Here is a 25,660-nt window from a genome sequence, read left to right on the forward strand (position 1 = left end):
AAAAAATCATCCTAAAAAAATAATATGGGTAGTTTATAAACAAAAACCGCCTCAAGGAAAATGAGACGGCTTCTTTTCTTTTGATATAAATTATTATCGAGCATTATTCTTGGTCAGGATAAAGTAATGCATCTGATCTCCATATTCGTAATTAATATCCCAGCCCGGATATTGTTTGATAATAGTCTTAATGATAGACAATCCCAGTCCGGTGGACGTATGATCTGAACCTTGTTTGTAAAAGCGGTTAAAGATCCTTGACTGATCTAAAGACACAGGGTTTCCACTGTTTTGAAATGCTATTCTGTTATTTTCAATGATAATGTTTAGAGTTCCTTCTTCGTTGTTATATTTTACTGCATTTTTAAGAAGGTTAGACAAAAGAATATCGGCAAGATCCTGATTGAAATCTGCGACAAATTTTCCTTTCTCAATGATACTGACTTCTACTTTTTTAAAGGCAATAAAGTCTTCATAATTCTGAACTAATTGAGCGATCATTGCATTAAAATCAACATCTGAAGTTTTATTAAACTGGCTGTTTTCAATCTTGGAAAGCATTAATAAAGATTTGTTTAAACCTACCATTCTTCTCAGGTCATTCTTCACTTCCGTAAGAAAAGTCAGATTCTTTTTGTCAAGATCATCATTTAAAATCATCAGATCAATTTTATTAATCACGATAGCCAAAGGAGTTTGAAGCTCATGGGAAGCATTTTCAATAAACTGTTTCTGCTGATAGAAAACCAATTCATTACGTTCAATCATTTCATTGATTTCCACATTTAATTCTTCAAACTCAGTGATCTTATAGTTCTGTTTTTCCTGAGAAAAAGGAATTCCAAACTGATATTTTTTTAGTTTATCCAAAATCAGATAGAACGGCCTCATGGCTTTATTCAGCAGATATCCATTGACAGCTACGATACTTACCACCAAAAGGATATAAAGCACAATTAAGGCTGTCGTAAGGTCGTATATCAATTCATCCTCTTCTACCGTAGATGTTCTGATGACAAGCCGCTGATGACCTTTGAACTGATCAATAAAGTCGGCCTCAAGAACTCTGTAAGGCTGGTCTTTGTCATCATACTCCATATAGTACATCTTGTTGTACAGCCTGCTTTTATTTTGATAATCTCCAGCTTTGATCGGATTGATTTTAAATTCATTGAATCCAAATTCATTGTTCTTCAAAAGCTGAGGATTAAGATAAACCGCTTTAATGATCTGTATCTTTCTGTCCCTCAATCCATCATCCACATTATCATGTACTTCATCCAGGATATAGGCATAAAAAAGACCGGCCCACACTGCTATAATCAGCAGCAGGATCATGATCAGATATTTTATCGTGTAATATTTTAATGAAGTCTTCATCAGATGAATTTATATCCTATTCCGTATACAGCCTGAAAATCAGCTTCTGCATTGAGAGTTTTCAGTTTTTTTCGAAGGTTTTTAATCTGGGAATAAATAAAATCCAGACTGTCTGCCTGATCGATATAATCTCCCCAGATTGCTTCGGCTAATGTTGTTTTCTGTAAGGTTTTCTCCGGATGAATTACAAAATAATACAAAAGGTCATATTCTTTTCGGTTAAGAATAAGCTCTTCATCCCCTACTTTTACCGTTCTGTTCTCCGGATCAATGCTGATATTTTTGTATCGGATGATATTTTCACCATCCTGATTTTTTCTTCTGATCACAGACTTGATTCTGGCCATCAATTCTGCAAGGTGGAAAGGTTTTGCAAGATAATCATCTGCTCCTATTTCCAGTCCGGCCACCTTATCGTCCACAGAGTCTTTGGCAGAAAGAATGATCACAGGATCTTTCTTATGCATTTTTTTGATCTCTTTCAGAAGATCTATTCCGTTTCCGTCAGGCAGCATAATATCGAGCAAAATACAGTCGTATTCGTAAGAAATAATTTTCTCCAGCCCACCACTGTAATTTTCCGCATATTCAACAATGAAATGCTCTGCTTCCAGAAACTTCTGTACGGTATCTTTCAGTTCGGGTTCATCTTCTACTATTAAAATCTTCATATTTCTGGATCTGTATATTCTGCTACTTCATTAATGTATATCAAATATATGAAATTAAAAGCTGGAAGATTGAAGAGGGAAGCTGGAAGTTATTCAGACTCCATCAATCTATGCAGTTTCATTTAACTTCCTTCTTCCGGCCTCCAACTTCCAGTCTTACCATTAATTCGATTTGACATATCGGCCGTCTGCATCAAAAACGAGACTGATACCATTCATTAGATTGATTTTATAGGCATTATATTTTTTCTCAATAGAATCAATCACGCTACCGGGATGGTGCTTTGTCATAAAAGACACAATACTTTTTCTAATCATCGCAGAAGAAACCTTTCTTCCGTTGCTGTTTATTAAATTCCAGTTGACCATAGTATTAATATTTAGTGTTTGTATTCGGTTACGTGTTAATCATCGATTCTTTTAAAATTCCCGTTTCTGTCGAATTCAAGCTCCAATCCATTAGAAAGTTCTGCTTTATAAGACCATCTTTTCTTTTCAATCTTAATAATGTAAGTGTTAGGGAAATTTTTCGTGCTGTAATTCCTGATTGAAGCAGGAATAAAACCATATGGGATTTTCTGATGTTTTCCATCTACTTCTTTCCAGTTTCCATTGCTATCGAACTCCATTCTCATTCCATTAGTCAGATATACTTTGTACTCATCTACACCATAGATTTCTCTGTCTTCTATTGCTGAATTTACTGGTATTCCTTTAAAATGAGCCGCAAGAAAGTTTTTAGCTGTTTTCGGTAACTGATTAGCATTGATTGCTCTGTCCTGTGCAGAAACAAAGCCTCCGATCAATAAAAATAAAACCATTAATACTCCTGTGATTTTCTTTACATTTTTCATACTATTACATTTTTCTGTTATTATTATGGAGCAAAGTTCCTAATCAATTTGGGAAAGAATTGGGAAAAATGATTTTGGTGGAGAATATTTAATTTAACCAAAGATTGACACAGATGATCACAAATGTTTGTTCTGAAGTGTATTGAAAACAGAAAAGCCACTAAGGTGTTCTTAGTGGCTTTTTATCAGATTCTATGATCTTATACTCTATAAATATTCTTTAATCTGCTGAAGATGGGTAATGGCTTTTAAACCTTCCTTCTGTTTGTCTTCTTTATAAACATCGAAGAAGATTGCATCCATTCCGAAATCCGTAGCTCCCATAGCATCTGCAATCCAGTCATCGCCAATCAGGATACTTTCTTCTTTTCTGGCTTCAGAAAGTCCTAATGAATATTCAAAAATTCTTGGATTGGGCTTTCTTACTCCTACTGCATCTGCACTGGTAATGGTTTTAAAATAAGGTGCAATTCCGGACAGGGTACACTTCCTTTCTGTGACCTCCTGAAAACCATTGGAGATAATGTGTAGTGTATAATTCTTAGCTTTCAGATATTCCAAAACATCTTCAGCGCCTTCTACCAGTTCATTATGGCTCACAATATTATCAAGGAAGTTTTCTTCAAAATAAAGGGCAAGCTCTTTATTATCTACTCCAAAATGTTTAAATGAATCATAAAAACGGTGTTCTCTCAAGTACTCTTTGCCAATAATTCCGTCTCTGATCTTTTCCCACAATTCTTCGTTGATATCGTGATATACAGAGTGAAACTCTTCAAAGTCAATAGAGTACTTCGAAGTAATTTCCTGTTTTTCAAAAAGATCTTTGATGGTAAGATAAGCATTTCTGCGGTGATCCCAGAGTGTATTATCCAGGTCAAAAAAAACATGCTGCATTTTCATACAGCACAAAGTTAATAATTTTAATTTTTTGTAATAGGATAATTTTTGCTCTTGCTCTTCACAATCTCAAGGCTTTTGGAAAAATTCAGCAAAAAATCAATTGTTTGTTTCTTAGGTTTCAAAGTTTTCACTTTTAAGGAGTCATTTTTTTTCATAAGCGAAGTATGTTTTCCTTAAAACGTAAAATTTCACAAAATATTATTTATCTGGTTAATATTATATTGTTTTCATCCATGATTTTTCTCAGGTTGATGAGTGCATATCTTACTCTTCCTAAAGTAGTATTAATGCTCATCTCTGTATGATCTGCAATTTCTTTGAAACTCAAACCATCAAAAAATCTCAGCTTGATTACCTCCTGCTGGTTTTGTGGTAAAAACTGTAACATCCTTAATAAATCCTCCTGGATCTGATTGGTCACTAGCTGATCCTCAATATTTTCCGAAGGCTCTCTGATCAAATCAAAGATAGAATATTCATCTGTTTCAAAAGTAGTTTCTGAAACTTTGATATTCTTGGCTTTTGACCTGAAATGATCGATGATTAAATTGTGGGAAATTCTTTTCGCCCAAAGAATAAATTTGCCTTCTTCGTTATAGCGTCCTTCTTTCAGCATTACAATAATCTTCATGAATGTATCCTGAAAGATATCGTTGGCTAAATCTTCATCATTAATTTTGTAAAAAATGAATGTAAAAAGTTCTCTCTGATGACGGTGAATGAGGGTTGATAATGCGCTCTCATCACCTTTCTGGTAAAGGGAAATTAGTAAACTATCCGATTTTGATTTCATAACTCTTCTCAATATAAATATTTGCAGACAGGCATTCTACCAGATATTTCTTCTGGCCTTTGCTGTATAAACAAAACAGTTCTAGAGTAGAGTATCTTCTATAGGCGGTAGTACAATTATTATGATGTAAATATAATAATTTTTTAATAACTGTTAACCTATTATTAAATTTTATAGAGAAAAATTTAAAAAAAATCATTTAAACATGTCATGAATAAAGACTGTGGGGATATTTAATGTTAAATTAACATTCAGTCCTTTCATCTCTTTACCGTTCAATCGGGTATCTCCGATAGGAAAAGCATAGCCTCCTGTAAGATCGAGCATCCCAAATAAGGTAACTCCTATCTTAGGGGCAACGTATTTATTGGTACCTTCTACTCCTGCTAAAAAGTAATACGAGTGATAGAAGTCTACATTTTTTTCAAAATTAAGAAGTACATCAGCCTGTAGTTTCGGCATAATAGCAAATTTAGAATCCACAGATCCCATCATTGCAGATCCTCCCAATCTGTAAATAACATCATCATTTTTAAGGAAAAGCAATTTACCTCCTACTTCACCAAAACTTTGATTCTGGTAAGTATACCCTACACTGATCATTTTATGCATGGTATATTGAGCTTTTACTAATGTACTTAGCAAAAACAGGGACAGGACAGCAACTACAGTTCGAAAATTCATCATCTTTCTATATTATTAAGGTGTAAAATTAAAAAAAACTGCCTTATCCAAAGATAAAGCAGTTCATTTATTATTCTTTAAAAGAAATTAAATTCCAAAAGCGGCTTTAATTTCCTCAACTTTGTCTAGTTTCTCCCAAGTAAAGAACTCAAGCCCTTTCAATGTAAGCTCATTTTTATGTCCTTTATTGAATGTTTTATCAGCCACATAATGCTCTTTACCCATGTGTCCGTAAGAAGCTGTTTCCTGATAAATAGGGTTTCTTAATTTTAAGTTCTGCTCGATAGCATAAGGTCTTAAATCAAAAATAGCAGAAACTTTTTTCGCGATATCTCCATCATGAAGGTCTACTTTCGCAGTTCCATAAGTGTTGATGTATAAACCACAAGGTTCAGCTACTCCAATTGCATAAGAAACCTGTACCAAAACTTCATCCGCTACGCCTGCAGCCACTAAGTTCTTAGCAATATGTCTTGTAGCATATGCAGCACTTCTATCTACTTTAGAAGGATCTTTTCCAGAGAAAGCACCACCACCGTGAGCTCCTTTACCTCCGTAAGTATCAACGATGATTTTTCTACCTGTAAGACCTGTATCTCCGTGAGGTCCTCCGATTACGAATTTCCCTGTAGGATTGATGTGATATTTAATCTGATCGTTAAATAAAGCTTTGATTTCTTCAGTCTGCTGTGCAACAACTCTTGGAACCAGAATATTTTTGATATCCTCACGGATTTTGTTCAACATTTCTTCTTCACTTCCAAAGTCATCATGCTGAGTAGAAACTACGATAGAATCTATTCTGATTGGTTTATGATCATCAGAATACTCAATGGTTACCTGGCTTTTTGCATCAGGACGAAGATAAGCGATTTCTTTATTTTCTCTTCTGATGGCAGAAAGTTCTTTCAGAATTGTGTGAGCAAGATCCAATGCAAGAGGCATATAGTTGGCCGTTTCATTGGTAGCATACCCGAACATCATTCCCTGGTCTCCAGCTCCCTGTGCATTTGCTTTAGCTTCGAAAGACTCATCATTTACCGCTCTGTCAACTCCCTGGTTGATATCAGGTGACTGCTCATGGATTGCAGAGATTACTCCACAAGAATCTCCATTGAACATATACTCTCCTTTCGTATATCCGATTCCATTGATTACTTCTCTGGCAATGGTCTGTACATCAAGGTAAGCATCTGATTTTACTTCTCCTGCCAATACCACCTGTCCGGTAGTTACAAGAGTTTCACATGCTACTTTTGAATCTTTATCATATGCTAAGAAATGGTCGATTAATGCATCGGAAATTTGATCGGCAATTTTATCCGGATGTCCTTCTGAAACTGATTCAGATGTAAATAAATAAGACATATAATTCTTTTGTTTTTAAAGATTTAAAAAATTGTATTTGCGAAAAATATGAATGAAATTGCCCAGAAAAAAGAATACTGTTTTAGCATTTTTTTATAGAGGTTGCAATCAGGTCAAATTTTTCCTCGTAATAAACGTCAGCAAATTTAAGTACTATTTTCGTAATACTCAAAAATTTTGTTTATTAATTATAATTTTATTTAAATTGATGATTTCTATCACTTTAAAGCATTTCCATTACTGAGGCTTAATGCTTACAAATTCTTTCGGACTTTCGTGGTAATTCAACTTAAGTTCTAAAGAAGTTTTGATAGAATGTGATAATTCATCAATAATTTTTTGCTTAAAGGTTGGTTTATAATAAATAATACTGATTTCTCGATAAGGGAAAGGTTTTTTGAATCTGAAAACATTCTTCTTCTGCTCTTCTGAAAGCTGGCTCAGAGCCAATTCCGGCAGAATACTGATTCCTCCTACTTTATCTACCATATGCACCAAAGTCTGGATATTGGAAGCTAAGAAATCTAAATTTTTAGGCTTCAGGGTATTTTCTTTCAGATGACAGATATTTTCAAACTGATTTCTCAGACAGTTTCCTTCTTCAAGCAGCCATACTTTCTCTACATTCAGATCTTCCGGAATGATATAAGAATTCTTTTTGTTAGCTTCTGTATTGGAACTGTAAATCATCAGCTCCTCATTGAATAGGAAATCCTGATAAAACTCATCAGCAGTATCATAAGGAGTAGAGATAATTCCCGCATCCAGTTCTCCTGCTTTTAAAGCTTTAATAATATTATCTGTTGTCATTTCTTTCACATTCATCTGAATCTTCGGATTTTCCTCCAGGAATTTGAAAATCTCTGTTGGCAGAATGAAAGAAGACACTGTAGGAATGATCCCCAGATTGATGGTTCCTCCTAAAATATTATTCAAAAGATTGGCTTTGTTTTTCAGCTCATTCACAGACTCGATAATTACCTTTGCCTGATCAATAATCTGAAGACCTACATCCGTGGTACGAATCGGGTGGGTAGTTCTGTCAAACACCTTTACATCCAGTTCATCCTCAAATTTCTGTATCATGGCACTTAACGTAGGTTGGGTAATAAAACACGCCTGAGCGGCCTTACCAAAATGTTTATACTTATCTACAGCGATAAGATACTCCAGTTGCTGAATGTTCATTTGATTAATATTATCTATTACAAAGATATAACGTTTTTGCTATTACCAATTAAAAATTCAAGTAAATTTGATATTCATTACCTTTACACTTGGATTTAGAAAAACAAAAAACATTTATACAAATCATTAATGATATGGATTCTAAAAAATTAACGTTAAGTAGCGGCGCACCTTATTTTGAACATCAGGATTCACAGACGGTAGGACCAAGAGGCCCGGTATTGCTGCAGGACTTTATTCTTCAGGAAAATCTTGCACATTTCGTTAGGGAAAGGATTCCTGAAAGGATTGTGCATGCCAAAGGAAGCGGAGCTTACGGAACTTTCACCGTAACGCATGATATCAGCCAGTACACAAAAGCAAAACTGTTTTCAAAAGTAGGAAACTCATGCAGAATGTTTGCAAGATTTTCTACTGTGGGAGGTGAAAAAGGAAGTGCAGATACGGCAAGAGACCCAAGAGGATTTGCATTAAAATTTTATACTGAAGACGGAAACTGGGATCTTGTAGGAAATAATACTCCTGTATTCTTTATTAAGGATGCCAAAAAATTCCCGGATTTTATTCATACTCAGAAAAGAGTACCAAAAACCAATTTAAAAAGTGCCACCATGATGTGGGATTTCTGGAGCCTAAACCCGGAATCACTTCATCAGGTTCTTATATTAATGTCAGACAGAGGAACTCCACATGGTTACAGACATATGCATGGTTTCGGATCTCATACTTTCTCCATGATTAATGATAAAAATGAAAGAGTATGGGTAAAGTTCCACTTCAAGACTAAACAGGGTGTAAAAAACTTCACGGATGAAGAAGCGGTAAAAATGGCCGGAGAAAACCCGGACTTTGCACAGGAAGATCTTTGCAATGCTATTGAAAATGGAGATTTCCCGAAATGGTCCTTATTTATACAGGTAATGACTGAGGAACAGGCAAAAGATTTCAGATGGAATCCGTTTGATGTAACCAAAGTATGGTTCCATGACGATTTTCCTTTGATTGAGGTTGGAGAAATGGAACTTAATGAAGTTCCTGTTAATTATTTTGCGCATGTAGAGCAGTCTACTTTTTCTCCGAGCAATCTGATTAACGGAATCAGCTTCTCTCCGGACAAAATGCTTCAGGGAAGATTATTCTCATATCCTGATGCTCACCGTTACAGAGTAGGGGTCAACTCTCATCAGCTGGAAGTGAACAGATGTCCATTTGAAGTCAACAATTACCAAAGAGATGGTTATATGGCAGATTCAAGCCAGTATCAGGACAAACCTAATTATCATCCGAACAGTTTTGATGACATCAAAGCAGATTCATCTTATAAAAACTATGAATATGAGTTAGACAGCGCTCATGTTGCCAGCTACAACAGAAATGACAACGACAGTGATCACTATACCCAACCAGGACTTTTGTATTCAAAAGCAATGAATTCAGAAGACAGAGATCATTTGATCAAAAATATTGTAGGCAGCATGAATGGCATTACAGGGCCTAAAAAAGACGAGATTATCAACCGACAACTATGTCACTTTTTCCGTGCTAACATTGAGCTTGGCATGAAAGTGGCTTCTCAGCTAAACGTCAATATTGATGCAAATATGATGAATCATTCCAAATAATCATATTGAATGATAAATTAAAAAAAAGGAAAAAAAAATAATATTTTTTCCTTTTTTTTGTAAAAAAAAGGAAAAAAAAATAATATTTTTTCCTTTTTTTTGTAAAAAATTCATAATTTGCAAAGGATGATATTTTAAAGTGGAAAAATGAGTTACGAGAACATATTATTAAAAAAAGAAGATAAATTATCTATCATTACCATAAACAGACCTGAGAGTTTAAATGCTTTAAATGCTAAAACAATTCAGGAAATCAGTACCGCACTGGATGAGCTTAACGCTGACACTTCATGTAGAATAATTATCCTTACCGGAAGTGGAGAAAAATCTTTTGTAGCGGGAGCTGATATCAAGGAATTCAGCGACTTCGGACAGGAAAAAGCTGAAGAACTTGCAAGAAACGGACAAAATACATTGTTCAACAAAATTGAAAATATGTCTAAACCTGTCATTGCAGCCGTAAACGGTTTTGCATTAGGAGGAGGTTTGGAGCTTGCCATGGCATGCCACATCAGATACGCATCGGAAAACGCCAGATTAGGACTTCCTGAAGTAACTCTTGGATTAATTCCAGGATATGGAGGAACTCAGAGGCTTCCAAAGCTTGTAGGAAAAGGTATTGCCAATGAAATGATCTTCTCTGCCAAAATGATCCCTGCTCAAAAAGCAAAAGAGATCGGATTGGTGAATGAAGTATATCCTATTGAAGAATTATTAACCAAAACGAAAGAATTAGCAAACACGATTGCCTACAATTCACCAATGGCAATATCGAAGGCTATAAATGCCGTGAATTTATCTGATACGGAGAAAGGTTTTGAAACTGAAATTAAATATTTCGGAGAACTTTTTGAAATGGAAGATAAGAAAGAAGGAGTTACTGCGTTTCTAGAGAAGAGAAAGCCTAACTTCTAAATCTTTCTAAAAGATTTTAATCCAAATTATTTCGAAAAAAAACAATGCTGCGGTATGAATAAGTTTGATAAAGCTTATCTAAAAATGGCTCAGGAATGGGCAAAACTCTCCTACTGTAAGAGAAAACAGGTGGGAGCTCTTATCGTAAAAGATAGGATGATTATTTCAGATGGTTACAACGGGACTCCTTCGGGATTCGAAAACTGCTGTGAAGATGGAGAAGGAAAAACACACTGGTACGTATTGCATGCGGAAGCTAACGCTATATTAAAGCTGGCTGCCTCTACCCAATCTGCGAAAGGAGCAACGTTATATTTAACGCTGTCTCCATGTAAAGAATGTAGTAAACTGATTCTGCAGGCCGGGATTACGAGACTGGTGTACATTAATGAGTATTCGGATGACGATGGAATATCGTTCCTGAGGAACCATAACATTGAAATAGAACAAATATCGGACTGTGAACTAAAAAAATAAGCACAAATGACTTGGGATGAAAAGATCAAAGATTTTGAAATATTTCTTCGTTTCGAAAGAAATTTTTCAGAAAACACGCTCGACGCTTACGTTCGGGACATTAAGAAATTAAAAGATTACGCAGAAGAGGATCTGGAAAACGTCGGTCCAGACTCCATCGGTTACGAAAACCTGCAGGAATACATTTTCAATCTTTCCAAACAGAAATTCAGTGAGAGATCACAAGCAAGATGGATATCTTCCATCAAAGCTTTCTTTAAATTTCTGCTGGAGGATGAATATCGTGAAGACAATCCTGCGGCGTTACTTGAAGGCCCTAAACTGGGATTATATCTACCTGATACTTTAAGCCTGCCTGATATCAACAAAATTATTGCTGCTATTGAGGTCAATACAGATCTAGGAAAAAGAAACCACTGCATCATAGAGGTACTATATGGATGCGGACTTCGTGTTTCTGAACTGATCGATCTGAAGATCTCCAATATCAACTTCAAAGAACAGTACATCAAGGTACACGGAAAAGGAAATAAAACCCGTTTTGTTCCTTTAGCCGACTATACCGCTGATTTGCTTGAAAGTTATATCAAAGAGGTACGTTCTAAAGGAAAAGTGAATAAGAAATATGAAGATACTCTGTTTTTAAACAGCCGAGGGACATCTATGTCCAGAGTAATCGTATTTCTTATAATCAAAGAACTTACAGATAAAGCAGGGGTTAACAAAAAAATATCTCCACACACATTCAGACATTCATTTGCGACCCATTTATTACAGAATGGAGCAGATTTGCGTTATATTCAGGAAATGCTGGGACACTCCAGTATTACAACAACGGAGATCTATACGCACCTGAAAACGGAAGAATTAAGGGATGTTATTTTAAGTTATCACCCGAGAAATATTAATATTGCTCAATGAAACTATTGAAATATTGCCAAAGCTGTGGCAAGGAGTCCTTACACTGGGATGGTGAAAAAAAATGGAGCTGCCCGGAATGTGGTTTTACTTTGTATAATAATGTGGCAGGTGCTGTAGCGGTTGTCATCAGATGTGGAGACGAAATTTATCTTACGAGAAGAAACAGAGATCCTAAAAAAGGGAAACTCGATCTTGCAGGAGGATTTGTTGACCCTAAAGAAAGTGCAGAGGAAACCTGTAAGAGAGAACTTTTTGAAGAACTTCAGCTTGATATCAATATTTCTAACCTGAAATACCTTACCAGCCTTCCCAACATCTATCAATACAAGGAAATTGATTATAATACGATCGATCTCTTTTATGAATACAATGTTTCGGAAAAGTTTGAGTTAAATCTTGAGCTCTCTGAGATTTCGGAAGCAGTCTGGATTCCTTTACAGAATCTGGATCTTGAAGATCTTGCTTTTGATTCTCAGAAGAGATTTTTTGAGAGCTATTTAAAGAAATAATTTTTGTAAAATATTCTCCCGCAGATTTTACAAACTGAGCAGATTGTTTAAAACAAATATCTGTCCGGTCTGTAAAATCTGCGGGAGTTTTTTTATGGTAGAGATTAATAAGTTTTAGTCTTCAGCATTTCTTCAAAATACTGAATCAGCAATGCTCTTTCTGCTTCTGAAAGATTAGCCTCTTTATGGTACACGATATAGCCAGGCATCGGCATTGTTTTATTCTGAATGGTCTGAATAGATTTAGTAAGCATGTTCTCCTTCAAATCCTTATTATAAGTTTGCCAGGCAGAAAAATTAAGATGTTCCCTACCTTCATTCACATGGCTTTTTACAGACCAGGAAACGGGCGCAATAAAAGCATATTTTGGGTATACTGTTTCATTAGAATGACAGTCGTAACAGGCATTTTTAAGCAGTGTTCTGATCTTTTCCGGTGATTTCCTTGCATCAACAAAGTTTACCTTCGTATCCACAGGCTGATTGGTTCTGTCGATAGGAAAGAACTGAATCAGAGCAAATGCCACCAATGTCCAGAATATTATTTTCTTAGCAATCTTCATCAACTTACTTTACTGGCGTTAAAACAGCATTTTGAGATTTCAATTCTTTTTTAGCTTCTTGTTTCACTTCAGTGGTAGCTGATGGTGTTTCCACTGCAGGAGTTGCTACAGCGGGTGTAGCTCCTTTAGGATTATCAAGTGTTTTGGTATCCTTAAGATCCCACTCTTCTCTTGTTTCCCATAGACCTCTAATGATCACTTTTTTATAGAAAATATAAGCATCTTCAGCAAAAATATCATTAGCAAAATCTGCTTCATCCCAATATTTATTCCCGTTATTATCTACCAGAATTCTCACTACATATTCTCCAGGTTTCAGGATATCAAATTTCACTTTATCTCCTTTTGTATACCTCTGATAGGCTATTTTATCTGAAGAATCCAGCAGTTGAATCCAATAATTTGTCGTAGGTGCATTAGAAATGGAGAATTCAACGCTTCCAAACTGGTCTATTTTGTCAACATCAAAATCGAAACGCTTAGACTGAGTATTTTTTGCATAGAATGAGGATACAGTTTCTTTAGGCACAGTAAGCTCATAGCTTTTTCCCATCACAAAATCTGACTGAACCTGAATTTGGTATGGATTGGTTTCTGAAATTTTCGCAGTAAATGGTAACGTTGTTAAACTGTCTCCTTTTACTCTCAATGTCCATTTTGAAGGATCTATTTTATCAACTATATAATTGGAAGATATCTTAAAATCTGACTTTGGAGCTAATGATTCACCTCCATTATCACTGTTGAGATCCATGACATTCTTTTTATTGTATCTGTAAAATAAAGATACACTGTAGGCACTGTCTTTTTTCGGACCTTTATTATGAGTGAATATCAGTTTTTCATTGGCATCCTGCCCTACATTATCTTTTGCCGCATCAAACCAGATTCTTACAGAGTCCGATTTCGGAGTATGGGTTATTTTTACATCTTTCAGCTTCTCATTCAGCGACTGAACTTTTACTTCATCAGGATTTCCTTCAAAAGTCATCAGAACACCTCCTGAGATTTCTTTCATTTCTACATACTTTACAGCCTTTTTGGAAGGATATACTTTTAAGTTTAATCCTGATATAGATTTCTCAAAATTGATTGGATCTTTCTGGAATCCTACTTTTTCTTTCCCCGGGTCATACATAGAATTTCCGTTCTCATCTTCAAAAGCAATAATTTTATATTTTCCAGGAGTCAGATAGTTTAGTTCGTAATATCCGTCTTCATCTACCTTAGTGATATAGTAAGGCTTTTTCTTGTAATCCATCGTATCTTTTACCTGATACAATCCTACCACAAGTTTATTTTCAGCTGTTGTAGTTCCTGTTTTCTTTTTAGTATCCAGGGCATCTTTTATTTCACCACTGATATAAAGGTCATCCAATTTATCGCCTGTAGAAAAAGCAAAATTGAAATACCTTAGTATATTGGATTCGTTATTATCAACAATTGAGTTTCCAAAATTGAAGTTATAAGTAGTATTAGCCTGAAGAGTATCTGACCATTGAATCAGAACAAATTTGTTGGCAATATTGGACGGGAGAATCCTCGTTATTCCTTTAATAGGAGGTGAAATAATCAGGTTTTTATTGATATCCTTCAACGTCACATATTCATCAAAGTCCAGACGGAGCTGGTGAATATCTCTTTTGACATTAATTCTTGTTGTATCAATGTTTGAACTTAAAAACTTCGGCGCCAGAGTATCTTTAGGTCCTCCAACAGGAGATCCTACTCTTGCACATGAATGTACAAGAAAACAGATAACGAATAATAAAAGAAACCTTTTCATGAAAATGTTTAGGCAAAAGTAAACATTATTCTCCAAAAACTTCCTGTCCGGAATTCAAAGTATCTTTATTGTCATGCATCACCGAATGAAGCTTATCCTTCTGCAAAGGGAAATCCTCGAATAATCCGGATAATGCAAGAGCTGTATATACTTTGTTTGAATATTTGTTTCCGATAGCTACGATGGTAACCTTAGATTTTAAAAGATGGGCAAATACAGAGTTCGTACCATGCCACCATCCATTGTGATAAGTGAGCTTTTCACCGTTATCAAATATTTTCATTCTGAATCCTAAACCATAATTATTCATTCCTGCTTTTTCATTGCTGTAAGGAGTGAATACCATCTGCATCAGTTCAGGCTTCAGGAAATTTTTTGAAAACATGGCTTTTGAGAAATTGTACAGATCTCTTGGCGTAGTGTACACATTTTTATCTCCATAAATCAAATCAAGTCTGTCTAAAGGATACAGCTTATTTCCTCCATAATAAAAAGATTGTGATGCTGTTGGAATATCTTTTTCCTGGAAGATGTACGTGTTATTCATTTTCAACGGTGTGAAAACCATTTCTTTCATCGCCTGTGGAAAAGGAGTTTTGGTCACTTTTTCAATTAATAAAGCCAATAAAGCAAAGTTCGTATTGCAATACATAAATCCTGTATCTGTATCTCTTGCCAGATCAGGTTTATATTTAATGATCATGTTCAATACATCTTCATTCGTAATGAATGGCTTGGAAAGTTCTGCCGGAGCCGGCTGTATTTTGGTAATAAAATATTCATATTTCGGAAGACCGCTTCTTTGATCCAGTAAAGTCTGAACGGTAACATTCGGATAGGGAAATCCTGGAAAAAACTGAGTAAGGCGATCTGTAAACTTTATTTTTCCTGCCTCTATCAACTTCATCATGGCCATTGCCGTTAAAGTTTTCGAAACTGAAGCAACGTGTAAAGGTGTATTTTTGTCGATCGGCATTTGATTTCCTTCTCTTCCGAAGCCTCTGTAATTTTCATACAGGATTTCATCACCTTTGGCAACAAGAATTCCACCACTAAGGTCTCCTCCTTCCCATACCTTTTTGTAATACTGATCGATATAACTTACAGTAGTCTGTCTGTTCAGAAGTTGTCCGTCCCCTTTTGTAAAAATATCACCCAGATCTACATTTCCATAGTTGGGCAGATTGGTTGTATTTTCAGCCGAAGCTTCTTTGGCTTCAGACTTTTTTTTACAGGAAAATATCGATAATAAAACAGTTAGGATAAGTACAAAATTACGCGTCTTCATGAGATTCAAAAATGAGCGGCAATTTAATAAAACTCAAAATAAATAATAAATATGAGGTGGATATTATGAATTATTTAACATAAATGAATAGAGAATTAAAAATGCGAAAAGACGAATTCACACTTCTGCAATTTCGCCTTTTTACTGTTTTATAATTTTGCGTTCTATTCTTAACAATGTGAAGCTACTATTTTATCTACAATAAACTGAGCCAGTTTTTCTTTACTCTGATGCGTCCAGCCTGCAATATGGGGTGTGACAATTGCTTTTTCTGATTCCAGAAGATATTTTAAATCTTCATTTTCAGATTCTATGTTCTCGAAAGAAGACTTTTCATACTCCAATACATCCAGACAAGTCCCTTTTACCTTTCCTGATTTCAACCCTTCTACTAAACTTTTAGTTTCAACATTCTTTCCTCTTGCTGTATTCACGAAATAAAAGTCGTTTTTCATTTCCTGAATGAATGTTTGATCAATAAGATAATGCGTTTCTGACGTTAGAGGAATATGTAAACTTACAACCTCTGCAGATTGTTTTAATTCTTCTAATGAAACCTGTGTTGCATATTCATCAGAAAGGTCAGGAAGAATATCATGGAAAATCACCTTACATCCGAATCCTGAAAGTCTTTTTGCAGTAGCTTTTCCCATGTTTCCATATCCAATTAATCCTACTGTTTTCCCTAACAACTCGTCACCTCTGTTTTCTTCACGTTTCCAGATCCCGTTTTTCACTTCCTGAGAAGCAATAAAAAGTCTGTTCATAATAACAAGCAGCATTCCCACTACATGCTCCGCCACAGAATCTCTATTTCCCTCCGGAGAATTAATCAGCTGAATTCCCAGTTTTTCGGCAACAGGAATATCAATATTTTCCATTCCGGCACCTACTCTTGCGATGAATTTCAGGTTCTTTCCTTTTTCCAGAAAGTTTTTGTTAAGTGGGATACGGCTTCTGATAATAATTCCGTCGTAATTCTCAATTTTATCACAAACCTCATCATAAGACGACGTAAAATCCTCTTCCAAAATAAAATTCTGAGCCAAAAGCTGTTCAGTAATAAGAGGATGATTTTTATCTAAAAGAAGTATTTTCATAGTTTAAACACGAATGACACTAATTTATTTCACAAATAACACAAATTATAAAGTACCGTTAATTACTCTCTTAACCCCATTTTTAAACTGAAGTGTATTGAAGTTGATCAATATCCCAAGTTTACAATTACTCAGACGAAGGTAAGTAAGTATTTGTGCTAAGTGAATATTCTGTAATGATTCTATAGATTTTATTTCCAGCACAAATTTTTTCTCAATCAAAAAGTCAAGTCTATAGCCAACATCCATTTTAACTTCATCATAAATTAATGGCATCGGTTTTTGTCTTTCTACAAGAATATCATGTTTACTTAATTCATAAAACAGGCATTCTTCATAAGCACTTTCCAAAAGTCATGGTCCAAGAGATTTATGAACTATATACCCTGCTTCATAAACAATTTTTGATATATCATTTTCTGAAATATCCATTTTGATTATTTTTTCATCTGACTGGGCACAAACCATTTGTGAAAATTTGTGCCAACCATTTGTGTTTTTTGTGTTTTATTTCTTGTCTTTTTTAGACTCCTGCGGTTCCTGGAATAACTTTTTAAGTTCTACAGATTCCAAAGGTTTCATTCTTCCGGAAAGGATTAATGAAAGTTCTTTTCTACGGAATGCTGCTGCAAATCTTTCTTTTTCTTCCTCTGTTTCAGGAATCATTTCCGGAATAGGAATCGGACGATTGAATTCATCCACTGCAACAAACGTATAAATCCCTGCATTTGTATGAATTTTCTTCTGGTTAATCGGATCATCCAACCATACATCTACATACACTTCCATGGAAGTAGAGAATGCTCTGGAAACTTTAGATTCCAATACCACTACACCTCCTTCCGGAATCGGATGGTTGAAAGATACGTGGTTTACAGAAGCTGTTACTACTCTTCTTTCACAGTGTCTTGCTGCAGAAATAGATGCACAACGGTCCATTTTTGCCAGAAGTTCACCACCGAAAAGGTTTCTTAAAGAGTTGGTTTCGTTCGGAAGAACGATATTGGTCATAATAGTCAGAGATTCTGACGCTTTTTTTATTTTTGCCATCTAGTCTTAGTGTTGTTTGGGACAGCCGGAGCAGGTTTCATTCCTTTTCCGACAGGTTTTACTAATGAATCTTTTTTCAAAGAATCTGAAACAGGTGTTTCCGGGGTATGTACCATCACTTTTACCGTATCTTTTACAATTCTATGGGTAGAGGTCTGTACGGAAACATTATTGAAAGATTTTTTTCCAAAAAGAAGTTCCTGTTGGGTAAACGCAAGGTATAAAATTCCAAGAACCGGAATAACCAGAAGGAAAATCCAAAGAATTGTTTTTTTGAATTTAAAATCCTTTTCGCGATTCACTGTGGTATTCACTTTTTCCCCGTTATTGATATCTGAGAATCTGATTTCCTCCAATCCGTAAAAATCCGGACGTCCGGATTCTATTCTTTTTCCCTTGAAATGAGTGTGCCCTTCTTCAATGAAGACTGTTCCAAGGTTTTGAATTTCAAGAACCTGTTCGGCCTGAAGTTTTTTCTTCCAAAAATCAGTCTGAATTTTAAGATCACTTTTTGAAGCTTCCAGAGACATCTGTTTTTGTTCTGCAATAAAAGCAGCAAGATCTTCAGCCTGTACTTCGTAATCTATTGTAAATTCAATCTGACTGGCCGGAGGCAGAATGCTTCCGTTTTCAGAATTAATAATTGCCTTAGAATTTTTCAGTGAAAACACCCCAAAGCCTGGAACTGTGGCAGTTCCAAATTGTTTTAAGTATTCTAAAATATATGCTGAAATATTCATTTGGCAGCAAATTTATAACTTTTTCGGGACTTTTTGTAATATTTAATGGATATAAAAAAGACTGCCGGAGCAGCCTTTTAATTATTCTGTATTAAAAAAGGAATACCATTATTCAAATCCTTTTTTAAAAGCTTTACTATTATGGTTTTAAGAGAAAAAAGCTGAAAAATAAAGGAACAGATTTGTGGTTCCATAGATCTATTCCCTAAACTTTTTTCCTGATTACTGAATCTTCCAGCTTATTCCAAACATAAAGTTCGTTCCTGCCTGTGAAAAATAATACGGTTGGCCTTCATATACAGATCCGTTGTTCACATATTTCTTGTTGAACAGGTTATTCACCAATAGCTTTAATGCAATTTCATTATTAGCAATTTTAAACTGATACTGCGCATTGAAATCTGTCAGGAAATAATCTTTAAGCTGAAGATTCGCATCTTCGGTATTGTCCAGATATTGTTTTCCAACATACTGATTCATTAAAGCAAACTGGAAATTCTTTGTAGGATTGAATTTCAGGCTTATATTGGCAATTACATTCGGAGAGAATGAAATCTGAGTATTTCCAAGGCTTTTAGGCAAATCTCCATTTTGAATATTGAAATCCTGATTTCTGTTCTGACTTAACGTTACGTTTCCTGAAACCTCCCATTGTTTAGATAGTTTTGCCAAAGCACCTACTTCAACCCCTCTTCTGTAGCTCTTCCCTGAATTTGTTCTGATAAATGCTCCTACGTTATTCAGTTCTCCGTTCAACACCAACTGGTTCACATAATACATATAGTAAACATTGGCCGTCAATGAAACAATCCCGAACTGTTTTTCAAAACCTGCTTCAATATCATGAAGTTTTTCTGCTTTCACATCGTTATTGGCCATCAGATCATCTCTGTTGGGTTCACGATGAGCATGAGCGTATGAAAGGAAAATTTTACCTCCGTCAATCCTGTAATTCACTCCGGCTTTAGGATTAAAGAACAGCCAGTTTTTACTTAAATCTGCACCTTCACCGTCCCCTGCCATCAGGATCTTAGTATTGTAATTAATTTTTCTAAGCTGTAAATCACCAAAGAATTCAAAATTATTCACTCTTAATAAAGCTTTTGCAAAACCAGACACTTCATTCTTCACAGAGCGGTTTCTGTAATATTCGCTTTCATCAATCTGAGGGAAAAATACTCCCGTCACATTTCCATAGTGTCTTCCGTAATACTGATTCACAACGGCACCAAAGTTCAGATCCAGATTTTCAAACTTCCCGTACAATGTAGAAACCATTCCGTAGAAATCGTTATTCAGCCATTTTTTTCTGATAAAATCTGAGTATTTTATAGTTTGTCCACCTTCAATGATATTAGGCAGATTGTACCTTGAGAAAGGATTTCCCTGTTTATAGTTTTCGTAATATCCTTTTCCCTTTGTATAGTGGAACGTGGTTTCCAGATTCCAGCGGTCACTGAATTTCTGCTCCCAAAGCAACTGATAATGATTCTGTCTGTAATTATCCGTTTCATTATCATAGAAACTTACAATATTCTCCCAATTGGCATCGTAGATCGCTCCTGAAATATTGAATTTCGGGTCCGTTTCCCAGGTTTTACGGTCAATACCATTCCATGCCTGATACGTTTTCTCTTTTCCTCCGAAGGCCATTAAACGTAATTTCGTATTTCCTTCTTCAAATAAAGCAGTGAAATTATAAGAATGTAAATTGGATGAAGCTCTGTCTATATATCCGTCAGAATGAATATGGGTATATCTTCCCATCACGGAAAGACGGTTTTTCCAGAACTTTCCGGAGCCTATTTCTGCTGAATATTTATAGGTATTAAATGATCCGTAACTGTCATCTGTTTTAAAATAAAACTTCTCTTCCGGATCTTTAGAAAGTACATTAATACTTGCTCCGAAGGCAGACACTCCATTATTGGAAGTTCCTACTCCTCTCTGAATGACAATCTGTGAGGCAGAACTTGTTAAATCCGGAACGTTGACAAAAAATGTCCCCTGGCTTTCAGAATCGTTGTAGGGAACACCATTCATCATGACATTGATAGCACTTCCTGAAACACCACGGATTCTGAAACCGGTGTAACCTACTCCGTTTCCAGCATCGGAAGTAGAAATAATGGAGGTTTGATTTTTCAAAAGAATAGGAAGATCCTGTCCCAGATTCTTACTGTCCAGATCTTTCTGTACATTGATGATTTCCTTTGCTACCGGCAGTCTTTTGGTAAAGTTGACTGCCTCAATTTCCCTGACCTTTAGGGAATCTTTATTCTGGGCCTGTATAAAAGCTACAGAGCCTACACTAAGCCCTAAAAAAAATAATCCTTTCATTCTATAAATCTTTAACATTTAATGAATAAAAGGGGTGATTATGAGATAATTGATAAATAGTAAATGATACGTGATGTTTACCGATCATTTATCGCTAATCATCTATCAATTATTTAAATGGTTCCCTAAACAGCATTACCTGTTCCAGGTTCATTGGGTATAATCTCAGCCTGTTAAAGCACCCCTTTATTTCAGCTGCAAAATTACAAAAAATATATGAATTGGAATTCGGGTTTCGAGATGCAGGATAGTGGGTTACGAGGTGCGAGACTCAGGGTGTTAGGTTGAGGGTTACGCAATGGAAAAAATACTACGAAAAATAGGAGTTATCAGATGAATCATTCATCACTTATAACTCTCTAGTAAGTTTTGTTGTTGGCGTCGATATAGTAGTAATTCGAGCCATCTTTTGTTACTTCAAACATCTTACCCAGTTTCCAGCTGAAGTTTCGCTTAATATTGGAATATTCAAACGGAATGATAATCTTATTATTAACATCGATGATTCCAAATTTATCATTATTGGAAGCAACAATCATCGGATTAGCCACATCATCTCCTTCAAGAATGAACAGATACTGATATTGAGGATAGATCTGATATTGTCTGTAATCGGCTGCATTCACAAATTTTGATTTTTCAATGATTCCGTAAAAACCATTCAGGATATAGGCCTGAAATAACTGTTGTTTATATTCTTCAAATTTACATTTTCCAAAATCTGCTTCTTTGAACTGATACACTCTCTTTCCAGACTGATCCACACGATAAGAAATCATATTTTTTTCTACCGTAGCATAGTCTCTTGTTCCAAATTTTCTGACTTTTTCATTAGGAGAATTCAGAAGATTGCAGTCTTCATAAAAAAATACCGCGATATGATATTCCGGCTGGATAATAAATTTCCCATTCTGATTGACATATCCGAACTGATCACCTTTTTTCTTAGGAATCAAAACCGGAAGATCTTTATTGATCACCACCAGATCAGCATTAGGTTTATTAGCTGCAGCTGCTTTTTTAGTCGTGGTTTTTGATCCTTTCTTCAAGGGAACTTTCTTCACAGATTGGGTCTGTGAGAAAACGAAAATCGAAATAAAAACACACAAAACATTCAGGATATTTTTCATATTCTCCATTTGTTTACAAAAATACGACCAAAAATAGATATTATAAAATTCATATTTATAAAGAATCTAAATAATTTCATTCTTATAAAATAGTAAAATTTCGTAATTTTGGGAACATTTTGAATTGTTTGATAATTTTAAAAAACTTTTGAAAAAGTGTAGATTATGCTGACTTTATTCGGTTAATGTTGCATCAAAATGCGAGAACTCAAAATGTCATTAATTGTATTTATACACACCGGTAAAGAAAAAGCAGGCCTACCTTTAATTTTGAAAGACCTTCTATTATGAGTATTTATAAGGATTACATCAAAGAGATTGAAGAAAGAAAAACCCAAGGGCTTCATCCAAAGCCAATTGATGGGGCTGAATTACTAAGCGAAATCATTACACAAATTAAAGATTCAGGTAATGCTGACCGATCAGATTCTCTTAAATTTTTCATTTATAACACACTACCCGGAACTACAAGTGCAGCGGGAGTGAAAGCAAAATTTTTAAAAGAAATTATTCTAGGTGAATCCGTAGTAGAAGAAATTTCCCCTGCATATGCCTTTGAATTGTTATCTCACATGAAAGGCGGACCTTCTATTGAAGTATTGCTGGATCTTGCTCTAGGTAACGATCCTGCTACTGCTAAAGAAGCGGCTAACGTTCTTAAAACTCAGGTTTTCCTTTATGAAGCAGATACTACCCGTCTGAAAGAAGCATTCAACAGCGGAAACGAAATTGCAAAAGAAATTCTTGAAAGCTACGCAAAAGCTGAATTCTTCACTAAACTTCCTGAAGTTGCAGAAGAAATCAAAGTAGTAACATTTATCGCCGGTGAAGGAGATATCTCTACAGACTTACTTTCTCCGGGTAACCAGGCTCACTCAAGATCAGACCGTGAACTTCACGGTAAATGTATGATCACTCCTGAAGCTCAGGAAGAAATCAAAGCTTTACAGGCACAACATCCTAATGCAAGCGTGATGCTTATTGCTGAAAAAGGAACAATGGGTGTAGGTTCATCAAGAATGTCCGGAGTAAACAACGTTGCTCTTTGGACAGGAAAACAGGCAAGCCCATATGTACCATTCGTAAACATTGCTCCTATTGTAGGAGGAACAAACGGAATTTCTCCTATCTTCCTTACCACAGTAGACGTTACCGGAGGTATTGGTATCGACCTTAAAAACTGGGTGAAGAAAGTAGACGAAAACGGAAACCCTGTTCGTAACGAAAATGGAGACATCGTTCTTGAAGAAGCGTATTCAGTAGCAACAGGAACTGTTTTAACAATCAATACAAAAGAAAAGAAATTATATAACGGAGATCAGGAATTGATCGACCTTACCAAATCTTTCACTCCGCAAAAGATGGAATTCATCAAAGCTGGTGGATCTTACGCTATCGTATTTGGTAAGAAGTTACAAACATTTGCAGCTCAGCTTTTAGGAGTTGAAGCTCCAGTTGTTTTTGCTCCATCAAAAGAAATTTCTCACGAAGGACAAGGACTTACTGCTGTAGAAAAGATTTTCAACAGAAATGCAGTTGGAACTACACCAGGAAAAGTTTTACACGCTGGTTCAGACGTTCGTGTACAGGTAAATATCGTTGGATCCCAGGATACAACAGGTCTTATGACTTCTCAGGAGCTTGAATCTATGGCAGCAACTGTGATTTCTCCAATTGTTGATGGTGCTTACCAGTCAGGATGTCACACTGCTTCTGTTTGGGATAAAAAAGCTCAGGCTAACATTCCGAAGCTAATGAAGTTCATGAACGAATTTGGTTTGATTACAGCCCGTGACCCGAAAGGTGAATACCACGCGATGACTGACGTTATCCACAAAGTTCTTAACGACATCACTGTAGACGAGTGGGCCATCATCATCGGAGGTGACTCTCACACAAGAATGTCAAAAGGGGTAGCTTTCGGAGCTGACTCAGGAACTGTGGCTCTTGCATTAGCTACCGGTGAAGCATCTATGCCAATTCCTGAATCTGTAAAAGTAACCTTCAAAGGAAACATGAAAGAACACATGGATTTCCGTGATGTGGTTCATGCTACACAGGCTCAGATGTTGAAGCAGTTTGGAGGAGAAAACGTATTCCAGGGTAGAATCATTGAGGTTCACATCGGAACACTTCCTGCTGACCAGGCATTTACATTTACAGACTGGACTGCTGAGATGAAGGCAAAAGCTTCTATCAACATTTCTGAAGATAATACTTTGATCGAATCACTGGAAATTGCAAAAGGCAGAATCCAGATCATGATCGACAAGGGTATGGATAACCACAATAAAGTTCTTCAGGGACTAATTGATAAAGCAAACAAGAGAATCGAAGAAATCAGATCAGGAGAAAAACCTGCTTTGACTCCGGATTCAAACGCTAAATATTACGCTGAAGTAGTTGTAGATCTTGACGTAATTGTTGAGCCAATGATTGCTGACCCGGATGTAAACAATGACGATGTTTCCAAGAGATATACACACGATACCATCAGAGATCTCTCTTACTATGGTGGTGAGAAAAAAGTAGATCTTGGTTTCGTAGGATCTTGTATGGTTCACAAAGGTGACCTTAAGATCGTTTCTCAAATGCTTAGAAACATTGAAAAACAACAAGGTAAAGTAGAATTCAGTGCTCCTCTTGTAGTAGCAGCTCCTACTTACAACATCATTGATGAGTTAAAGGCAGAAGGAGACTGGGAATTATTAGAAAAATACTCAGCTTTTGAATTTGATGATAACGCTCCAAAAGGAGAAGCTCGTGTGGAATACAAAAACGTAATGTACCTTGAGCGTCCTGGATGTAACCTTTGTATGGGTAACCAGGAAAAAGCAGCGAAAGGAGATACTGTTTTAGCTACATCTACCCGTCTTTTCCAGGGAAGAGTAGTGGAAGATTCTGAACGTAAAAAAGGAGAATCTCTATTGGCTTCAACGCCGGTTGTTGTTCTTTCTGCGATTATCGGAAGAATTCCTAGCATTGATGAGTATAAAGCTGCTGTTGAGGGAATTGACCTTACTACTTTTGTTCCTTCTATTAAAGAACTGACAAGTACAAGCGCTCACTAAGAGATTAATAATACGTCGAAAGACCTATTAAAAACTATATCATTGGAAGATTTTGGTCCTTTTGGATTTAAAATCTTCCAATTTTTTGTTTAGAACGTTTCTATTTTAAGATAGTTACGTCTTTTTTTCGATAAAATCAGGAAAATAAATTCTAATTTTTCTTAAATTGAAAGTTATAAAATCTATTGATTTTAAAGTCAAAAACACCCTATTTATGGATTATAGGAACGTTTTTTGATGTACAAAAGAGTGATTTTTCTTTTTCATCCCATAGAAAAAGAAGCTTTAACGGAAAAAGAACAAAACT

Annotated in this window: 24 protein-coding genes and 1 riboswitch; of the genes, 6 read left to right on the forward strand and 18 right to left on the reverse strand. The window is 35.7% G+C overall.

All coding sequences use genetic code 11. The annotated features are described in order from the left end of the window. Nucleotides 1–93: 93 nt before the first annotated feature. The 9 genes from NK356_RS16575 to NK356_RS16615 all read right to left on the reverse strand — a co-directional run bounded on the left by NK356_RS16575 (nt 94) and on the right by NK356_RS16615 (nt 7,841). The gene (locus NK356_RS16575) at nt 94–1,380 is read right to left on the reverse strand and encodes a HAMP domain-containing sensor histidine kinase (RefSeq protein ID WP_034692502.1); all 1,287 of its coding nucleotides are present in this window, start codon (nt 1,378–1,380) and stop codon (nt 94–96) included. Next, the gene (locus NK356_RS16580) at nt 1,380–2,051 is read right to left on the reverse strand and encodes a response regulator transcription factor (RefSeq protein ID WP_034692504.1); all 672 of its coding nucleotides are present in this window, start codon (nt 2,049–2,051) and stop codon (nt 1,380–1,382) included. Before NK356_RS16580 ends, NK356_RS16575 begins: the two co-directional genes overlap by 1 nt. Before the next feature lie 162 nt (nt 2,052–2,213). Continuing rightward, entirely contained in the window at nt 2,214–2,420 is a 207-nt protein-coding gene (locus NK356_RS16585) for a PepSY-like domain-containing protein (protein ID WP_034692505.1), read from the reverse strand. 35 nt (nt 2,421–2,455) lie between these two features. Next, complete coding sequence (locus NK356_RS16590; protein ID WP_034692507.1) at nt 2,456–2,905, reverse strand: PepSY-like domain-containing protein; 450 nt, start codon at nt 2,903–2,905, stop codon at nt 2,456–2,458. 207 nt (nt 2,906–3,112) lie between these two features. After that, a complete protein-coding gene (locus tag NK356_RS16595; protein WP_034692509.1) occupies nt 3,113–3,808 on the reverse strand; it encodes a YjjG family noncanonical pyrimidine nucleotidase in 696 nt (231 codons plus the stop codon). A 202-nt stretch (nt 3,809–4,010) separates the two neighbouring features. Next, a complete protein-coding gene (locus NK356_RS16600; RefSeq protein WP_034692511.1) occupies nt 4,011–4,601 on the reverse strand; it encodes an RNA polymerase sigma factor in 591 nt (196 codons plus the stop codon). A 195-nt stretch (nt 4,602–4,796) separates the two neighbouring features. After that, nucleotides 4,797–5,288 (reverse strand): hypothetical protein, encoded by a 492-nt coding sequence (locus NK356_RS16605; protein WP_253317495.1) that lies wholly within the window; start codon nt 5,286–5,288, stop codon nt 4,797–4,799. An 84-nt stretch (nt 5,289–5,372) separates the two neighbouring features. After that, on the reverse strand, nt 5,373–6,653 hold the full coding sequence (gene metK, locus NK356_RS16610; RefSeq protein WP_253317496.1) for a methionine adenosyltransferase: 1,281 nt from the start codon (nt 6,651–6,653) through the stop codon (nt 5,373–5,375). Nucleotides 6,654–6,890: 237 nt separating this feature from the next. Then, nucleotides 6,891–7,841: a LysR substrate-binding domain-containing protein gene (locus NK356_RS16615; RefSeq protein ID WP_034692517.1), complete on the reverse strand. Its 951-nt coding sequence runs from the start codon at nt 7,839–7,841 to the stop codon at nt 6,891–6,893. A 134-nt stretch (nt 7,842–7,975) separates the two neighbouring features. On the opposite strand from NK356_RS16615, the gene NK356_RS16620 reads away from it, so the two are divergent. The 5 genes from NK356_RS16620 (at nt 7,976) to NK356_RS16640 (ending at nt 12,285) form a co-directional block, all read left to right on the forward strand. Further along, nucleotides 7,976–9,463, forward strand: a complete 1,488-nt coding sequence (locus tag NK356_RS16620) for a catalase (RefSeq protein ID WP_253317497.1) — start codon at nt 7,976–7,978, stop codon at nt 9,461–9,463. Nucleotides 9,464–9,610: 147 nt separating this feature from the next. Continuing rightward, nucleotides 9,611–10,378, forward strand: coding sequence for an enoyl-CoA hydratase/isomerase family protein (locus NK356_RS16625; protein WP_253317498.1), 768 nt, complete (start codon nt 9,611–9,613; stop codon nt 10,376–10,378). 54 nt (nt 10,379–10,432) lie between these two features. Further along, nucleotides 10,433–10,855, forward strand: a complete 423-nt coding sequence (locus NK356_RS16630) for a dCMP deaminase family protein (RefSeq protein WP_034692520.1) — start codon at nt 10,433–10,435, stop codon at nt 10,853–10,855. 6 nt (nt 10,856–10,861) lie between these two features. Then, complete coding sequence (xerD, locus tag NK356_RS16635) at nt 10,862–11,776, forward strand: site-specific tyrosine recombinase XerD (RefSeq protein WP_034692523.1); 915 nt, start codon at nt 10,862–10,864, stop codon at nt 11,774–11,776. Beyond that, nucleotides 11,773–12,285, forward strand: coding sequence for an NUDIX domain-containing protein (locus NK356_RS16640; protein WP_253317499.1), 513 nt, complete (start codon nt 11,773–11,775; stop codon nt 12,283–12,285). Before xerD ends, NK356_RS16640 begins: the two co-directional genes overlap by 4 nt. A gap of 104 nt (nt 12,286–12,389) precedes the next feature. On the opposite strand, the gene NK356_RS16645 is transcribed toward NK356_RS16640, so the two are convergent. From NK356_RS16645 to NK356_RS16685, 9 genes are all read right to left on the reverse strand, one after another. Then, a complete protein-coding gene (locus NK356_RS16645) occupies nt 12,390–12,848 on the reverse strand; it encodes a heme-binding domain-containing protein (RefSeq protein WP_253317500.1) in 459 nt (152 codons plus the stop codon). 4 nt (nt 12,849–12,852) lie between these two features. Continuing rightward, on the reverse strand, nt 12,853–14,634 hold the full coding sequence (locus tag NK356_RS16650) for an Ig-like domain-containing protein (RefSeq protein WP_034692528.1): 1,782 nt from the start codon (nt 14,632–14,634) through the stop codon (nt 12,853–12,855). A 25-nt stretch (nt 14,635–14,659) separates the two neighbouring features. Beyond that, nucleotides 14,660–15,922 (reverse strand): serine hydrolase, encoded by a 1,263-nt coding sequence (locus NK356_RS16655; RefSeq protein ID WP_253317501.1) that lies wholly within the window; start codon nt 15,920–15,922, stop codon nt 14,660–14,662. Between the two features lie 170 nt (nt 15,923–16,092). Continuing rightward, the gene (locus NK356_RS16660; RefSeq protein WP_034692535.1) at nt 16,093–17,022 is read right to left on the reverse strand and encodes a 2-hydroxyacid dehydrogenase; all 930 of its coding nucleotides are present in this window, start codon (nt 17,020–17,022) and stop codon (nt 16,093–16,095) included. A gap of 45 nt (nt 17,023–17,067) precedes the next feature. Beyond that, entirely contained in the window at nt 17,068–17,373 is a 306-nt protein-coding gene (locus NK356_RS16665; protein ID WP_367399311.1) for a GxxExxY protein, read from the reverse strand. Between the two features lie 156 nt (nt 17,374–17,529). Next, complete coding sequence (locus NK356_RS16670) at nt 17,530–18,072, reverse strand: acyl-CoA thioesterase (RefSeq protein WP_034692538.1); 543 nt, start codon at nt 18,070–18,072, stop codon at nt 17,530–17,532. Next, the gene (locus tag NK356_RS16675) at nt 18,060–18,812 is read right to left on the reverse strand and encodes a hypothetical protein (protein WP_034692540.1); all 753 of its coding nucleotides are present in this window, start codon (nt 18,810–18,812) and stop codon (nt 18,060–18,062) included. Before NK356_RS16675 ends, NK356_RS16670 begins: the two co-directional genes overlap by 13 nt. A gap of 222 nt (nt 18,813–19,034) precedes the next feature. Further along, nucleotides 19,035–21,152 (reverse strand): TonB-dependent receptor, encoded by a 2,118-nt coding sequence (locus NK356_RS16680; protein ID WP_034692545.1) that lies wholly within the window; start codon nt 21,150–21,152, stop codon nt 19,035–19,037. Between the two features lie 104 nt (nt 21,153–21,256). After that, a riboswitch (TPP riboswitch) is annotated at nt 21,257–21,348 on the reverse strand. A gap of 163 nt (nt 21,349–21,511) precedes the next feature. Next, nucleotides 21,512–22,282, reverse strand: coding sequence for a WG repeat-containing protein (locus NK356_RS16685; RefSeq protein WP_253317502.1), 771 nt, complete (start codon nt 22,280–22,282; stop codon nt 21,512–21,514). A 287-nt stretch (nt 22,283–22,569) separates the two neighbouring features. Between NK356_RS16685 and NK356_RS16690 the strand changes: the two genes are divergently transcribed. Continuing rightward, nucleotides 22,570–25,353, forward strand: a complete 2,784-nt coding sequence (locus tag NK356_RS16690) for a bifunctional aconitate hydratase 2/2-methylisocitrate dehydratase (RefSeq protein ID WP_253317503.1) — start codon at nt 22,570–22,572, stop codon at nt 25,351–25,353. Nucleotides 25,354–25,660: the final 307 nt, after the last annotated feature.

The organism is Chryseobacterium sp. S0630 (assembly GCF_024158915.1).
In the GTDB taxonomy this organism is placed as follows: Bacteria; Bacteroidota; Bacteroidia; order Flavobacteriales; family Weeksellaceae; genus Chryseobacterium.